The organism is Streptomyces mesophilus (assembly GCF_011044995.1).
GTDB classification, from domain to species: Bacteria; Actinomycetota; Actinomycetes; order Streptomycetales; family Streptomycetaceae; genus Streptomyces; species Streptomyces mesophilus.
The window spans coordinates 15,713-31,010 of record NZ_JAAKZW010000084.1 but is presented as its reverse complement, the minus strand read 5'-3'; the positions used below and the strand labels follow the sequence as shown (position 1 = coordinate 31,010).

The window sequence follows — 15,298 nt, the reverse complement described above, 5'->3', positions numbered from 1 at the left end:
CGCCCACCCCCGCCCCCGGCTGATCGCCACGGACCTGGACGGCACGCTGCTGCGGGACGACAAGTCCGTCTCCCCGCGTACGGTCGCTGCGCTCGCCGCCGCCGAGGAGGCCGGGATCGAGGTCTTCTTCGTCACGGGCCGCCCGGCCCGCTGGATGGATGTCGTCAGCGACCATGTGCACGGCCACGGCCTGGCGATCTGCGGAAACGGCGCCGCGGTGGTCGATCTGCACGGCGGCCCCGGGCAGCACCGCTTCGTGAAGCTGCGATCGATGCAGCGCGAGAGCGCCCTGGACGTCATCCAGGTGCTGCGCGCGGCGGTCCCCGGCACGTCGTTCGCCATCGAGCGCACCGGTGGCATCTGCCATGAACTCGCCTATCCGCCGCTGCACATGGACCCGATCATCACCATCGCCCCGGTCGAGAAGCTGCTCGCCGAGGACTTCGACCTGGCCGACCAGCCGGTGCTCAAGCTCCTGGCCCACCACGGCGAGCTGACCCCCGACGAGTTCCTCACCCTCGCGCGTACCGCCGTCGGACCGCGCGCCGAGGTCACCCGCTCCAGCCCCACCGCGCTGCTCGAGATCAGCGCCGCGGGTGTCTCCAAGGCCAGCACGCTCGCGCTGTGCTGCGCGGAGCGCGGCATCAGCGCCGAGGAGGTCGTGGCCTTCGGCGATATGCCGAACGACGTCGAGATGCTGAGCTGGGCCGGCCGCGGCTATGCGATGGGCAACGCCCACCCGGATGTCATCGCCGCCGCCTGGGGCCGTACGGTCGCCAACAACGACGACGGCGTGGCCGTGATCATCGAGCAGCTCATCGCCGAAGCCCGCGGCTGACAGCTCACCGCCGAGGCCCGCGCCTGACCTTCATTGAGGTCAGAGCTTCACACCCCGCTCGGCCAGCCACTTCCTGGGATCGACCCCCGATCCCAGATACGGAGTGAGCCGCACCTCGAAGTGCAGATGCGGTCCGGTCGAGTTGCCCGTCGTGCCCGCCTGCCCGAGCCACTGACCCGTGCGGACCTTGTCGCCCTGGTCGACGGCGGCGGAGGCGAGATGGGCGTACTGCGAGTAGTAGCCGCCGGGGTGCTGGACCAGGACCTCCATCCCGAAGCCGCCCCCGCAGGACACCTTCACCACCCGCCCGGCGCCGATCGCCCGCACCGGCTCCCCGATGCCGACGGCGAAGTCCTGCCCGGTGTGCCGGTGGGCCCACCGGTCGCCGCTGCCGCCGAAGCCGGCGGAGAGTTCATACGTCTCGACCGGCGCGACCCACCTGCGGCCCTGCGGCAGCGAGGGCTGGTCGAGCCGTACCGCACCACGGCACGCACCCGCCGCGACCTGGGCGTCCGCCTCGCCCTGCAGCGTCCACCGGGCGTCCTCGAGCTGCTTCTCGAGCCCGTTCTTCAACGCGGCGAGCCGGACCCGGCGTGCATCGAGGGAGTGCCAGGCGCCCGCCGCCCGCTGCCGGTCCTCGTCGACCCTGCGGGCGGCCCGCTGGGTCTTGTCGATCAGATGGTTCATGGCCAGATTGGCCTGCAGGGCGAGCCGCTGACCGCGCATCAGCTCGTCCGGATCGTCGGCGAGCAGCAGCTGTGCGGTGTACGGGATGCCGCCGCCGCTGCGGTACTGGCCCCGCGCGATCCGCCCCAATTCGGCGTTCAGCCGCTTCAGTTCCAGACGCTGCCGGGTGAGCACGCCCTCCAGGCGCTCGGCTTTCCTGCGCTGGGTCTCGGCGGCCCGCCGCCCCTTCTCGTACTCCTGTGTCGCCTTCGCCGCGTTCTCGAGCAGCCGGGCCACCTTGCCGCTCGTACCGGGGCCGTGGCCGTGCCCGCCCGGCTCGTCCTTCGCCGAGTCGGAGGAGGCCGTGGGCGCGGCGAGCGCGAGCAGCAGCGTCGCGACAAGGAGTACGGGCGGAAGGCGACGCGACATCAGGAACATGCACGGATCGTCACCCGCCGGTTGACGCCACGCCCGTACGAACAGGGCACAGGGGTGACCCTTGCCCCATATGGGGTCAGGCAGTTGAGCCGAACAGTGGCCGGGCGTGGAGAGCGGTCCGTGGCCGGGCGTGAGCGCCGACCCATGACCCCCACGCATGTTTCACGTGAAACCAAAGCCGCCTCAGTGCGGCGCCTGCCTCAGTGCGTCCGCACTTCAGTGCGGCGCCTGCCACACCACCGTGGTCCCGGCCCCGTCGTCCCCGATCCCCGGCCCGTACCAGCTGTCGCCACCGAGGGACTCGGCCCGCCGCTTGAGGTTCTTCAGCCCGCTGCGCCGGCCGCCCTCCGGAATCCCGACCCCGTCGTCGGCCACCGTCAGGCGTACGCCTTCCCGGCCGTCCGGCAGCTGGGCTCCCGCATCGACCACGACCTCGATCTGCCCGGCCTGCGCATGCCGGAAGGCATTGGACAGCGCCTCGCGCAGCGCGGCGATCAGGTTCTTGCCGGTCAGCTCGCCGACCACGGTGTCCATCGGCCCGAGGAAGCGGTGCGAGGGCTTGAACCCCAGCGGCACCGCAGCCATGTTGATCTCCCGGAGCACCCGGGTCCGCAGGCCGGACGGCGCCTCCGCGGGCCCCTGCTGCAGCGCGAAGATCGCGGTACGGATCTCCTGGATGGTGACGTCGAGCTCGTCGATCGCCTTGCCGACGCCGGTCCGCACCTCGGGCACCACCGATCTGCGCTGCGCGCTCTCCAGCATCATCCCGGTGGCGAACAGCCGCTGGATCACCAGATCGTGCAGGTCACGGGCGATACGGTCGCGGTCCTCGAAGACGGCGAGCCGTTCCCGGTCGCGCTGTGCCTCCGCCATCATCAGCGCGAGCGCGGCCTGCGCGGCGAACTGCACCGCGAGGGTCTTCTCGGCCTCGGTGTACGGCTGCGCACCTCCCACCCGCGGCGCGGCGAGCACGCCGAGCACCCGGCCGCCGCTCTCCAGCGGAAGGAACATGGTGGGGCCGTAGGCCCGGGCCAGCTCGGTGATCAGCCGGTCGTCGCTGGCGGCGTCGTCGATGAAGACCGGTTCGCCCGCGAGCACCAGATCGACGACGGGCGATTCGGGCGGCACGAGCAGACCGAGTGCGGACGACGGCCCGCTCTCGGTGGACTCGGCCACGATCTCCAGGCCGCCTTCCTCGGCGGTGAGCAGCACGAACGCGGCCGAGGCATTGGCGAGCTTGCGCGCCTGCTCGGCGACGACGGTCAGCGATTCATCGGCGTCGGCGCCGGACAGGAGTGCGGTGGTGACCGCCACCGATCCGTCGATCCACCGCTCGCGCTGCCGGGTCGCCTCGTAGAGCCGCGCGTTGCCGATCTGGATCCCGGCCTCGGTCGCGAGCACTTTGACCATGTGCAGGTCGTAGATGCTGAAGCTGCCGCCGCCCCGCTTCTCGGTCAGATAGAGGTTGCCGAAGACCTCGCCGCCCACCCGGATCGGTACACCGAGGAAGGTCCGCATCGGGGGGTGGTGCGGCGGGAAGCCCATGGAGCGCGGGTCCTGGGTCAGGTCGTCGAGCCGTACCGTCGCCGGATCCTTGATCAGCGCGCCGAGCAGCCCGCTCCTGCCGTCCGGCAGGGCGCCGATCAGCTCCCGGTGCTCCTGCGGAATGCCGTACGTGATGAAGTCGGCGAGCCCGTCGCCCTTGTCGTTGATCACGCCGATCGCCGCGTACTTGGCGCCGGTCAGGCTGGCCGCCGTCTCCGCGATGCGGTCGAGCGTGGAGTGCAGATCGAGCCCGCTGCCCACGGACACCATGGCCTCGAGCAGCTGCGGCAGCCGGGCCGCGAGCTCCTCGGGGAGCGACTGCAGACTGCGCGCGGCCTGCTCCGCGGCGGCGGTGCCGGTGACGTCCCGCTCCGGGAAGGGAGGGGGATCTTCGGGCAGCTCTTCGGGTACGACGGGGGCTTGCATGCCCTTGATCCTAGTTAGTCCGAATTTCAGAGGAAAGCCAGGTAGTCCCCGACGTGCCCGTTCCTGAGGCGCTAGCCGACCAGCACCTCGGCCTCCCGCTCCCTCTCCGCCATCCGCCGCAGCGGCCCCTCCACCTCGACCAGCTCGGCGTACGCCCCCCGCTGCACCACCCGCCCATGCTCGAGCACCAGGACCTCGTCCACGGCGTCGAGCCCGGCCAGCCTGTGCGTGATCAGCACGGTCGCCGTGCCCTCCGTCGCCGCGAGCAGATCGGCGGTCAGCGCGTCGGCGGTCGGCAGATCGAGGTGCTCGGCCGGCTCGTCCAGGACGAGTACGGGGAACCGCGCAAGGAGCGCCCGCGCCAGCGCGAGCCGCTGCCGCTGGCCGCCCGAGAGCCGGGCCCCGTGCTCGCCGACGAGCGTGTCCAGACCGTCGGGCAGCGAGTCCACCCACTCCAGGAGCCGCGCCCGCGCCAGCGCGTCCCTCAGCTCACGGTCCGAGGCGTCCGGCCGGGCAAGCCGCAGGTTCTCCCGTACGGAGCTGTCGAAGAGGTGCGCATCCTGCGCACACAGCCCGACCAGCCGCCGCACCCCGTCGCTCTCCAGGCCGTACGCATCCACCCCGCCCAGCGTGTACGCGCCCTCCCGTGCGTCGAGGAACCGCAGCAGCACCTGGGCCAGCGTCGTCTTGCCGGACCCGGACGGTCCGACGACCGCGATCCGCCGCCCTTGCCGCAGGGTCAGGTCGACCCCGGCGAGCGCATCCCGGTCCTGGCCCGCGTGCCGGGCCGAGATCCCGCGCAGCTCCAGCGGGAAGGGCCCGGCGGGCACGGCGCCGGGCGACGCCGGCTCCCGTACGGGCGCGGGCGCGTCGAGCACCTCGAAGACCCGCTCCGCACTGCGCCGCACCCGCTGCCGGTACTGCACGGCGAGCGGCAGCCCGGTCACGGCCTCGAACGCGGCCAGTGGAGTGAGCACGACGACGGCGAGCGAGACCCCGCTCAGGCGCCCGTCACCGACCGCCGCCACTCCCACGGCCCCGGCAGCGACCACGGTGAGCCCGCAGATCAGCGCGCTGAGCCCGGCCCCGAGCGCGGTGGCCCAGGCGCCCCGCGAGGCGATCCGGGTCAGCTCGGCGTCGGCGGCGCGGGCCTTGTCCGTACGGGAAGGAAGCGCGCCCGCGACGGTCAACTCGGCCGTCCCGGTGAGCAGATCGGCCACCCGCGTCGACATCTCCCCGCGCGCGGGCGCGAGGCGCCGCTCGGCCCGACGGGCCACAAGCCCGCTCAGCCACGGCACCCCGACGCCGGCGAGCAGCAGGCCCCCGGCCAGCAGCGCCCCGGCCTCGGGCAGCAGCCACGCGGTGAACCCGGCCGCGCCCAGACCCACCACCAGCGCCGCACCCGCCGGAAGCAGCCACCGCAGCCAGTAGTCCTGCAGCGCGTCCACATCGCCGACGAGCCGGGCGAGCAGATCACCGCGCCGGGTCTTCCTGAGCCCGGCGGGCGCGAGCCGTTCGAGCCGCCGGTAGACGGCGACCCGGGTGTCGGCCAGCATCCGAAGGACCGCGTCATGGGTGACCAGGCGCTCGGCGTACCGGAAGACCGCGCGGCCGATGCCGAAGGCGCGGGTGGCGGTGACCGCCACCATCAGATGCAGTACGGGCGGCTGCAGCGAGGCCTTGGAGATCAGCCAGCCGGACGTGGCCATCAGGCCCACTGCACTGCCCAGCGCGAGCGAACCGAGGAAGAGACCGAGCAGCAGCCGACCGCGCCGCGCACCGGCCATCTTCCGTACGCGGGCGAGCACTCCATGCTCGGGGACGGTCTCCAAAGGATCCGCGACCGTCGCGGCGACCAGCCCCTCACCCCCGGCGGCCGCCTCGGCGACCCCTTCCCTGACAGCCATCGGCACGGCAGGTGCCGCCAACTCCCCGGCCGGCGCGCCCCCTTCGATCCGCACCACCCGGTCCGCCACCGCGAGCAGCGCCGGCCGGTGCACGACGAGGAGCACGGTGCGACCGCGAGCCAGCCGCCGTACCGCGTCCACGATCTGCGCCTCGGTGGCCCCGTCGAGCGCGGCCGTCGGCTCGTCGAGCAGCAGCACCGGGCGGTCCGCGAGGAACGCCCGGGCCAGCGCGAGCCGTTGCTTCTGCCCGGCCGAGAGCCCGGCCCCGTCCTCACCGAGCAGCGTGCCGAGGCCCTCGGGCAGCGCGTCCACGAAGTCCAGCGCGCCCGCGTCCCGCAGCGCCGTGCGCACCTGCTCGTCGTCGGCGTCCGGCCGCGCGAGCCGTACGTTCTCCTCCAGCGTCCCGGCGAACACCTGCGGCCGCTGCGGCACCCACGCCACCTGCTCGTGCCACGCACCGGGCGCCACGGACGCGAGATCCGTCCCGCCGGCGCGGATACGCCCCTCGTCGGGCCGTACGAACCCGAGCACCGCATGCAGCAAGGTGCTCTTGCCCGCGCCGCTCGGCCCGACGAGCGCGACGGTCTCGCCCTCGCCGACCGTGAACGACACGTTCTCGACGGCCGCCGTGTCCCGCCCGGGATAGCGCACGGTCACGCCCTCGACGCTCAACTCCCCGCGCGGCGCGGGCCCGTCGCCGGTCGCCGGCAGCGGCGTCTCCAGTACTTCGAAGATCTCCTCGGCGGCCGCGAGGCCCTCCGCCGCCGCGTGGTATTGCGCCCCGACCTGCCGCAGCGGCAGATACGCCTCCGGTGCGAGCACCAGGACGACGAGGCCGATGTAGAGGTCCAACTCCCCGTGCACGAGCCGCATCCCGATGGTGACCGCGACCAGCGCGACCGACAGGGTGGCGAGGAGTTCCAGGGCGAAGGACGAGATGAAGGCGATACGGAGGGTCCGCATCGTGGCCTGCCGGTACTCGCCGGTGATCTTCCGGATCGACTCGGCCTGCGCCTTGGCCCGCCCGAACACCTTGAGCGTCGGCAGCCCGGCGACCACATCGAGGAAGTGCCCGGAAAGCCGCGAGAGCAGCTTCCACTGGCGGTCCATCCGGGCCTGTGTCGCCCAGCCGATCAGGACCATGAACAGCGGGATCAGCGGCAGCGTGACCACGATGATCGCCGCGGACACCCAGTCCTCGGTCACGATCCGCGCGAGCACCGCCACGGGCACGACGATCGCGAGCCCCAACTGGGGCAGATAGCGGGCGAAGTAGTCGTCGAGCGCGTCCACCCCACGGGTGGCGAGGGCGACCAGCGAACCGGTCCGCTGACCGCTCAGCCAGCCAGGGCCCAGTGCGGTCGCCTGCCCGAGCAGCCTCCCCCTCAGCTCGGACTTCACCGCCGCACTCGCCCGGTGCGCGGCCAGCTCCGTGAGCCAGCCGACGAGCCCACGGCCCACGGCGACCGCCGCGAGCCACAGCAGCGGAGTGCCCAATTCCCCTGTGGAGAGCCCCTTCTCGAAGCCCCCCACCACCACGTCGGCGATCAGCATCGCCTGGGCGATGACCAGACCGGCCCCGGCAAGACCGAGCACCACGATCGCGATGAGGAAGCGGCGGGTGGCCCCTGCGTAGCGGATGAGGCGAGGGTCGACCGGTTTCACGTGAAACAGCCTCCAGTACGAGAAAGGGGTGCGCCAACAGCCCGTATCAGAGCAGTTGTTGGCGCACCCCTGGACATCACACGCTCAGAGCGCGCTCAGTGCGTGTCGGCCGCGATGTGCCGCGTACCGATCCGCTTGCGGAACACCCAGTACGTCCAGGACTGGTAGAGCAGCACGATCGGAGTGGCGATCGCCGCGCACCAGGTCATGATCTTCAGGGTGTACGGGCTGGACGAGGCGTTGGTGACCGTGAGGTTCCACTCCTCGTTCAGCGAGGAGGGCATGACGTTCGGGAAGAGCGTCAGGAACAGCATCGCCACCGCGGCCGCGATGGTGATCCCGGACAGCGCGAACGACCAGCCCTCGCGCCCCACCTTGATGGCCCCGAGCGCACCGACCAGGGCGAGCACCGCCACGATCATCGCGACCAGGGACTTGCCGTCTCCCTTGTCGATCTGGGTCCAGATCAGGAAGGCGAGCGCGAGCACGGCCGTGACGAGCCCGAGCGTGAGCGCCAACTTCCGTGCCCGTACCCGGATATCGCCCTCGGTCTTGAGCGCCACGAACACCGCACCGTGGAAGGTGAAGAGCGTGAGCGTGACAAGCCCGCCGAGGATCGCGTACGGGTTGAGCAGATCCCAGAAGTTGCCGACGTACTCGAAGTCCTTGTCGATCTTCACGCCCCGCACGATGTTGGCGAAGGCCACACCCCACAGAAGCGCCGGAACCAGCGAGGTCCAGAAGATCGCGTGCTCCCAGTTGGTCTGCCACTTGTCCTCGGGCCGCTTGTGCCGGTACTCGAAGGCGACACCGCGGATGATCAGGCAGATCAGAATGAACAGCAGCGGCAGATAGAAGCCGGAGAACAGCGTCGCGTACCACTCGGGGAACGCGGCGAAGGTGGCACCGCCGGCCGTGAGCAGCCAGACCTCGTTGCCGTCCCAGACCGGGCCGATCGTGTTGATCAGGACCCGGCGTTCGGTGCGGTCGCGGGCGAGCAGCTTGGTGAGGATGCCGACCCCGAAGTCGAAGCCCTCGAGGAAGAAGTAGCCGATCCACAGAACGGCGATCAGCACGAACCAGACGTCGTGGAGTTCCATATCCCTCTTCCTCCCTCAGTACGAGAAGGCCATCGGCCGGTCGGAGCCATTGGAGTCCCCGCCGATCTTCGTCGGCGGGTTGAGGTCGTCCTCCGTGAGCTCCGGCGGTCCGGCCTTGGCGTACTTGGCGATCAGCTTGACCTCGATCACGGCGAGCGCCGCGTAGAGCAGCGTGTAGATGCTCATCGAGGTGATGACCTCGCCCTGCGAGACGTTGGGGGAGACGGCGGCCGAGGTCTTCATGACGCCGAACACCACCCACGGCTGGCGGCCCATCTCGGTGAAGATCCAGCCCCAGGAGTTGGCGATCAGCGGGAAGAGCATGGTCCACAGCAGGAGCAGCCAGTACCACTTGCCCCACTTGGCGCTCAGCGGCTTCTTCCAGACCACCAGATGCGGCACTTCGTCCTCACCGACCCGCAGCGCCTGCGGCAGCATGAACTTCTTCCGCGTCAGCCACAGCCCGAGCAGTCCGATGCCGAGCGAGGCCATCCCGAACCCGATCATCCAGCGGAAGCCCCAGTAGGCGACCGGGATGTTCGGCCGGTAGTCACCGGGTCCGTACTTCTCCTGCATCTCCTTCTGGAGGTCGTTGATGCCGGGGACGTACGAGTTGAAGTCGTTGTCCGCGAGGAAGGAAAGGAGGCCCGGAATCTCTATGGCGACCTTGTTGTGGCCCTCGTCGACATCGCCGTACGCGAAGATCGAGAACGGCGCGCCCTCCTCGCCGTCCCACAGTGCCTCGGCCGCGGCCATCTTCATCGGCTGCTGCTCGAACATGATCTTCGCGAGATGGTCGCCGCTGACCGCGGAGAGCACCCCGCTGATGGCGAGCGTGACCAGACCGAGCCGCAGCGAGGTCTTCATGGTCTCGATGTGCTTCTTGCGCATCAGGTGGTACGCGGCGATGCCGGCCATGAACGCACCGCCGACCATGAACGCACCGGTCATGGTGTGGAACATCTGCGCAATGGCGGTGTTCTGGGTCAGGACGTGCCAGAAGTCGGTGAGTTCGGCCCGTCCCTTCTCCTCATTGATCTTGTAACCGACCGGGTGCTGCATCCAGGAGTTGGCCGCCAGGATGAAGTACGCGGAGAGGATGGTGCCGATCGAGACCATCCACATGCAGGCCAGGTGGATCTTCTTGGGCAGTTTGTCCCAGCCGAAGATCCACAGACCGATGAAGGTCGACTCGAAGAAGAAGGCGATCAGCGCCTCGAACGCGAGGGGTGCGCCGAAGATGTCACCCACGAAGCGCGAGTAGTCGGACCAGTTCATGCCGAACTGGAACTCCTGCAGGATGCCGGTCACGACACCCATCGCGATATTGATCAAGAACAGCTTTCCCCAGAACTTGGTCGCCCTGAGGTACTTCTCCTTCTCTGTCCGAACCCACGCGGTCTGCAGGCCGGCCACGAGAGCCGCGAGCGAGATCGTGATGGGGACGAAAAGGAAGTGGTAGACGGTGGTAATGCCGAACTGCCATCGCGCCAGGGTCTCCGGCGCCAGAGCCAAGTCCACGTCGTCAGTCTCCTTACGTCGCCGTGGTCACAGCGGCAGTTTGCCCGCTTGATCCCGGCCATCACGGGACCAATCAGGACACGCTTGTGAACGCGTTCACATTCACAAGCATTATGTCGTACCGGTTGTCGGCAACTTCGAGGGGGTCCCCTTCTTGGCCCCCTCCCTTATGACGTGCACGGGGCCCGAGTTGTGACATGGCGGCCTCATCGACTTCTCATGCGCGGAACCGGCCGATCAAACATGACTCAAATGCCGCCACTCCTAGCGTTATGCGCACAAGGTTCGAAACAACCGAACCTCTACGAAAGGGACGCATCATGAAGCACGCACAGCGCATCGCCCTCGCCGCCTCAGCCGTTCTTCTCGGCTCGCTCGCCACGGCGGGCGCGGCCCAGGCAGCCACCGGCCATGACGTCAAGGGGAGTGACACGCAGGTCGGCACGGTCGAGCGCCCGGCCGGGACGGACGCCACGAAGGCTCAGAAGATCAAGCCGGCGGACCCGTCCAACAAGTACAGCCAGACCGTCGAGCGCTCCGCGGGCACCGATTCCATACCGGCCATGCGCGTCAACTAGCGGCTGATCGCCGTCCGTCCCGACGGCGTGGTGGGGCCTCTCGGTTGCATCGAGGGGCCCCGCTCTGCGGGAAGAGCCGTCCCCTTGGCGAGACGGCTCTTCCCAAGAACTTCAACATCTTGTTGAATCCGCGGCATGCAGATACGCATCTCCTGGCCCGCAGACCATCTGACCGCGACGCTCGAGGACACCCCGACCAGCCGTGCGCTGGCCGAGGCGCTCCCGATCACCGCCTCGGCGAACACATGGGGCGAGGAGGTGTACTTCGACACCGGTGTCAGCGTGGAGCGCGAGGCCGGCGCCGAGCAGGTCGTCGACCCCGGCACGGTCGCGTTCTGGACCGACGGCGACGCACTCGCGCTGCCGTACGGCCCGACGCCGATCTCACGCGGCGAGGAGTGCCGCCTCGCGAGCCCCTGCAATCTGCTGGGTGCGCTCGACGGCGACCCCCGTCGCCTCGCCACCGTCCGCAACGGTGACCCGATCCGCGTGGAACTGGTCACCGACTAGCCGGACCGCCGGAGTCACAGCTCCTTGCGGAAGGCCTCCGCGGCCCCGAGGAAGAGGTCATTGGCCTCGTCCTCGCCGATCGTGACCCGCACACCCTCACCGGGGAACGGACGCACCACGACACCGGCCTTCTCGCACGCAGCCGCGAAGTCGACCGTGCGCTCCCCGAGCCGCAGCCAGACGAAGTTGGCCTGCGTCTCGGGGACGGTCCAGCCCTGGCCCCTGAGCGTCTCCAGGACCCGGGTGCGCTCGGTGACCAACGAGCCGACGCGGCCGAGCAGTTTGTCCTCGGCCCGCAGCGAGGCCACCGCGGCGTCCTGCGCGAGCTGGCTCACGCCGAAGGGGACCGCCGTCTTGCGCAGCGCGGCCGCGACCGGCTCATGCGCCACCGCGAAACCGACGCGCAGACCCGCGAGACCGTACGCCTTGGAGAAAGTGCGAAGGACACAGACGTTGGGCCGGTCCCGGTAGATCTCGATGCCGTCCGGCACCTCGGTGTCGCGGATGAACTCGCGGTACGCCTCGTCGAGCACCACGAGCACATCGCTCGGCACCCGGTCGAGGAAGCGCTCCAGCTCGGCCCGGCGCACCACCGTGCCCGTCGGGTTGTTGGGGTTGCAGACGAAGATCAGACGGGTGCGGTCGGTGATCGCGGCCGCCATGGCGTCGAGGTCGTGCACCTCCCCCGCGGTCAGCGGCACCTTCACCGAGGTCGCACCGCTGATCTGCGTGATGATCGGGTACGCCTCGAAGGAGCGCCACGCGTACATCACCTCGTCGCCCGGACCGCTCGTCGCCTGGATCAGGGACTGGGCGACACCGACCGAGCCCGTGCCGGTCGCGAGATGCGTGAGCGGGACGCCGAAGCGGTCCGACAGCTCGTTCATCAGGCCCGTGCACGCCATGTCCGGGTAGCGGTTGAAGCTGCCCGCGGCCGCCGTCACCTGCTCCATCACACCGGGGAGCGGGGGATACGGGTTCTCGTTGGAGGACAGCTTGTACGCCACCGGACCGCCGGCCGCGGCAGGCTTGCCCGGCTTGTACGTCGGGATGCCGTCCAGCTCGGCGCGCAGCTTCGGGCCGCTGTTCTCGCTCACCGCAGGTCCTCCTCGTACGACTCAAGTGCGAATACTGCTCACTCTATGAGGATTCCGTCCGCCTGCGAATGGCCTGTGGACAACGAGAGAGCTACGGAGAAGTGCGGCGCGGAACAGAGGGGGGAGCGCCCTGCGCGATGCCGCGCGCCGGTGGCTCGCGCCGTGGCGCGCATCACCCGTGAAGGTGAGTTGAGACCAGTTCGAAACATGTGCCACTTGCCAGGCGCATGTACCCACACGGCCTGGCGATGGAGCAGTAAGCCCTTAACTACCTTGGTATCAATGGGAATTGAGGGTAGTGGACCTTGCAGAAACGTGCCTGTCAACGGGTGAATATGCGCCCCCGTCGACCACCCCCATGAGCCCTACTATCGGCTCGCCATGACAGCAGCAGGGAAGCACCAGGTGAGCCGAGCGGGCACCCCCCGCGGAGGCGGCAGCCGGCAGGGTCGGGCGGGCATCCGGGACGTGGCCGCCGCTGCCGGTGTCTCCATCACGACCGTCTCCGACGCGCTCAACGGCAAGGGCCGGCTCCCCGACGCCACCCGCCGCCATGTCCGCGAGGTCGCCGACCGGTTGGGCTACCGCCCGTCCGCAGCGGCCCGCACGCTCCGTACCGGAAAGTCGGGCCTCATCGGCCTGACCGTGACGACCTACGGGGATGAACCTTTCACCTTCACCGAGTTCGCGTACTTCGCGGAGATGGCAAGAGCCGCCACCTCCGCCGCGCTCGCCCGCGGCTATGCGCTGGTCATCCTGCCCGCGACCTCGCGCCATGACGTGTGGTCCAACGTCGCGCTCGACGGCACCGTCGTGATCGACCCCTCGGACCAGGACCCCGTCGTGAGCGAACTGGTCCGCCAGGGCTTACCCGTGGTCTCCGACGGCCGCCCGGCGGGCTCGCTCCCGGTGACCGCCTGGGTCGACAACGACCACGAGGCCGCCGTGATGGAGATCCTCGAGCATCTCGCCGCGGCCGGCGCCCGCCGGATCGGCCTGCTCACCGGCACCACCACGGACACGTACACCCATCTCTCCACCACCGCGTATCTGCGCTGGTGCAAGCGCGTGGGCCAGGACCCGGTGTACGAGGCCTACCCGGCGCACGACCCGTGCGCGGGCGCCGTCGCAGCCGACCGGCTGCTCGCGCGGCCCGACCGGCCCGACGCGGTGTACGGGCTCTTCGACCCCAACGGGACCGATCTGCTCGCCGCCGCCCGGCGCTACGGACTGCGCGTCCCCGACGATCTGCTGCTCGTCTGCTGCAGCGAGTCCGCGGTGTACGCCACCACCGAGCCGCCCATCACCACGCTCTCGCTCAAACCGCGCCGTATCGGCACGGCCGTGGTGCAGTTGCTCATCGATGCCATCGAGGGGGTCGATTCGGCGGCTCCGCTCGAGCAGGTGATACCGACCGAACTGATCGTCCGCACCTCCTCGCAGCGCCGCCGCCCCCGTACGACGGTGAGTCCGCCACGTACACCCGAGCAGTGAGCGGGGCCGCCGGGCGCCGCACGTCGCCCGGCGGTCGCTCCGAAACGGTGGACGGGACGTCCCGAAACGGTGGCCGCGGTGTCCCGAAACAGTCGACGGGCCATCCGAAGCGGCCGCAAGGTGCTCGCAATTCGGGAGAAATCCCCTTCGCCCCCGAGTCCTGCCACGATTCACCACCCCTGGTGCATCACAGAGCGCCAGGCGCATTCCTATGATGGGCGCACGACACCACGGGCAGCCGCGACCAGGCCGTCCGATCCGGTGGCGGAATGCGGCGCGACGGTGGTGGAGGGGTCGATGACTCAGGGGGCCGGTCAGGGACCCGTGGTGCGTACGGACACGGTCCGCGACTTCCGCGTACCCGCGTATGTGCAGCAGACCGCCGGCTTCGGCGAGGCGCCCGAGCGCTTCGGTGACGCCGCCGAGCACTTCGGTGACGCCGCCGACCGCTTCGGCGACACCGGCGAGCCCGAGGGCTATACGCCGACCCAGCGCGACCTTCCGGTGATCAACCGCGGGGACACCCTGCAGGTCCCGGTGCCGGACCAGGCGCCGGCGCCCGAGCCGTCCGGCGACGAGCTCGGTCCGCTGTACGTGGTCGGCGATGTGCACGGCTACCTCGACGAACTGCTCGCCGCGCTGCGCGAACAGGGCCTCGTCGACGCCGACGGCGACTGGTGCGCGGGCCATGCGCGCCTGTGGTTCCTCGGCGACTTCACCGACCGCGGGCCCGACGGCATCGGCGTCATCGACCTGGTGATGCGGCTCTCCGCGCAGGCCGCGGCGGCCGGCGGCTACTGCAAGGCGCTCATGGGCAACCACGAGCTGCTGCTCATCGGCGCCAAGCGCTTCGGCGACACCCCGGTCAACTCCGGTGCGGGCACCGCCACCTTCCAGGCGGCCTGGCTGCTCAACGGCGGCCAGAAGTCCGATATGGACCGCCTGCAGGACGTCCATCTGCAGTGGATGTCCCGGCTCGACGCGATCGAGTTGGAGGACGACCATCTGCTGATGCACTCGGACACCACGGCGTATCTCGACTACGGCGACTCGATCACCTCGGTCAATGACACGATCCGAGAGGCCCTCACGCGCAATGACGCGGACGAGTGCTGGGATCTCTTCCGCAAGTTCACCAAGCGCTTCGCGTTCCGCGATCAGTCGGGACCCGAGGCCGTACGGGAGTTGCTCGGGGCGTTCGGCGGCAGCAGGGTCGTCCATGGCCACAGCCCGATCCCGTATCTGCTCGGCGAGGTGGGCTCGGAGGACGGCGCGGACGGTGGCGGACCGCAGGTCGAAGGCCCGCATGTGTACGCGGACGGTCTTGCCGTCGCGATGGACGGCGGAGTGACCATGGCCGGAAAGCTCCTTGTCCGCCGACTGCCCTTGGATAGCTGAGCGATTCCGGGGCAGGCGCACAGGACCACTCCCTGGTCGGCCCCCGGGCCAATTTCCGGAAACCCCCTGTCACCGCGTGCCTGAGCCGCTCTACCATCGGCTTATCCGTAGCAGG

The 15,298-nt window shown here is 69.9% G+C and carries 11 protein-coding genes; 5 read left to right on the top strand and 6 right to left on the bottom strand.

Annotated elements, in window-relative coordinates; all coding sequences use genetic code 11:
* The first annotated feature begins 19 nt into the window (after window positions 1-19).
* Window positions 20-838 (top strand): Cof-type HAD-IIB family hydrolase, encoded by an 819-nt coding sequence (locus tag G6045_RS20475; protein ID WP_235968099.1) that lies wholly within the window; start codon window positions 20-22, stop codon window positions 836-838.
* Between the two features lie 39 nt (window positions 839-877).
* Here the strand turns inward: G6045_RS20475 and G6045_RS20470 are convergent, their stop codons facing one another.
* The 5 genes from G6045_RS20470 to G6045_RS20450 form a co-directional block, all read right to left on the bottom strand.
* On the bottom strand, window positions 878-1,942 hold the full coding sequence (locus G6045_RS20470) for a M23 family metallopeptidase (protein ID WP_165333472.1): 1,065 nt from the start codon (window positions 1,940-1,942) through the stop codon (window positions 878-880).
* Window positions 1,943-2,158: 216 nt separating this feature from the next.
* Window positions 2,159-3,913 carry a GAF domain-containing sensor histidine kinase gene (locus tag G6045_RS20465; RefSeq protein ID WP_165333471.1) on the bottom strand — a complete coding sequence of 585 codons (1,755 nt, stop codon included), beginning with the start codon at window positions 3,911-3,913 and terminating at the stop codon, window positions 2,159-2,161.
* Between the two features lie 71 nt (window positions 3,914-3,984).
* A complete protein-coding gene (gene cydD, locus G6045_RS20460) occupies window positions 3,985-7,485 on the bottom strand; it encodes a thiol reductant ABC exporter subunit CydD (RefSeq protein WP_165333470.1) in 3,501 nt (1,166 codons plus the stop codon).
* 95 nt (window positions 7,486-7,580) lie between these two features.
* Entirely contained in the window at window positions 7,581-8,585 is a 1,005-nt protein-coding gene (gene cydB / locus G6045_RS20455) for a cytochrome d ubiquinol oxidase subunit II (protein ID WP_165333469.1), read from the bottom strand.
* Window positions 8,586-8,600: 15 nt separating this feature from the next.
* Window positions 8,601-10,106, bottom strand: coding sequence for a cytochrome ubiquinol oxidase subunit I (locus tag G6045_RS20450; RefSeq protein WP_165333468.1), 1,506 nt, complete (start codon window positions 10,104-10,106; stop codon window positions 8,601-8,603).
* Between the two features lie 320 nt (window positions 10,107-10,426).
* On the opposite strand from G6045_RS20450, the gene G6045_RS20445 reads away from it, so the two are divergent.
* Together G6045_RS20445 and G6045_RS20440 are read left to right on the top strand one after the other, a co-directional pair.
* Window positions 10,427-10,684 (top strand): hypothetical protein, encoded by a 258-nt coding sequence (locus G6045_RS20445; RefSeq protein WP_165333467.1) that lies wholly within the window; start codon window positions 10,427-10,429, stop codon window positions 10,682-10,684.
* Window positions 10,685-10,819: 135 nt separating this feature from the next.
* Window positions 10,820-11,194 carry a cyclophilin-like fold protein gene (locus tag G6045_RS20440; protein ID WP_165333466.1) on the top strand — a complete coding sequence of 125 codons (375 nt, stop codon included), beginning with the start codon at window positions 10,820-10,822 and terminating at the stop codon, window positions 11,192-11,194.
* 14 nt (window positions 11,195-11,208) lie between these two features.
* Here G6045_RS20440 and hisC read toward each other — a convergent pair whose 3' ends face one another.
* Window positions 11,209-12,291, bottom strand: a complete 1,083-nt coding sequence (gene hisC, locus G6045_RS20435) for a histidinol-phosphate transaminase (protein ID WP_165333465.1) — start codon at window positions 12,289-12,291, stop codon at window positions 11,209-11,211.
* 381 nt (window positions 12,292-12,672) lie between these two features.
* Here hisC and G6045_RS20430 point away from each other — a divergent pair, with 381 nt between their 5' ends.
* A complete protein-coding gene (locus tag G6045_RS20430) occupies window positions 12,673-13,785 on the top strand; it encodes a LacI family DNA-binding transcriptional regulator (protein WP_165333464.1) in 1,113 nt (370 codons plus the stop codon).
* Window positions 13,786-14,067: 282 nt separating this feature from the next.
* Window positions 14,068-15,183 carry a metallophosphoesterase gene (locus tag G6045_RS20425; protein ID WP_408056348.1) on the top strand — a complete coding sequence of 372 codons (1,116 nt, stop codon included), beginning with the start codon at window positions 14,068-14,070 and terminating at the stop codon, window positions 15,181-15,183.
* The last annotated feature ends 115 nt before the right edge of the window (window positions 15,184-15,298 follow it).